Source organism: Campylobacter troglodytis (genome assembly GCF_006864425.1).
Lineage (GTDB): Bacteria > Campylobacterota > Campylobacteria > Campylobacterales > Campylobacteraceae > Campylobacter_D > Campylobacter_D troglodytis.
The window spans coordinates 1-480 of the sequence record NZ_QHLI01000248.1; the positions used below are offsets into that span (position 1 = coordinate 1).

The 480-nt window shown below is 40.4% G+C and carries 1 protein-coding gene; it reads left to right on the top strand.

The window, feature by feature from the left end; genetic code table 11:
* Window positions 1-480, top strand: a 480-nt coding sequence (locus DMC01_RS14310) for a hypothetical protein (RefSeq protein ID WP_185908991.1), incomplete at both ends; no start/stop codon positions are given.

A 480-nucleotide genomic window follows, 5' to 3' on the forward strand; every position in this document is an offset into this window, starting at 1 on the left:
CATAAGCAAGATACAATACCTTGGAGTAACTCAAAGCCCCATTCAAAATGAAAACTCCTTGAATTCAAAGGAGCTAGGCTCTGCCTTGCAAGAGGGCTTAAACTCACAAGTTGGCTTGAATTCAAGCTCTTTAAGCACTTTGGGCTTGAATTCAAACTCTTTGCAGGCTGCTTTAAATTCACAAGAAGGCTTGACAAGCTTAAACTCAAGCCCTTCAAGCCCCTTGCAAGAGGGCTTAAACTCACAAGAGAATTTAAAAGGCTTGAATTCAAACTCTTTGCAGGCTGCTTTAAATTCACAAGAAAGCTTGACAAGCTTGAATTCAAACTCACAAGCTAATTTAAATTCAAGCTCTTCAAACCCCTTGCAAGCTGGCTTGGAGGGCTTGAATTCAAACTCTTTGCAAGATGCTTTAAACCCCCAAGCCACCTCAAACCAAGGCTTACAAAGACTTGCTTACAGACATTATTTTTCCTTTAC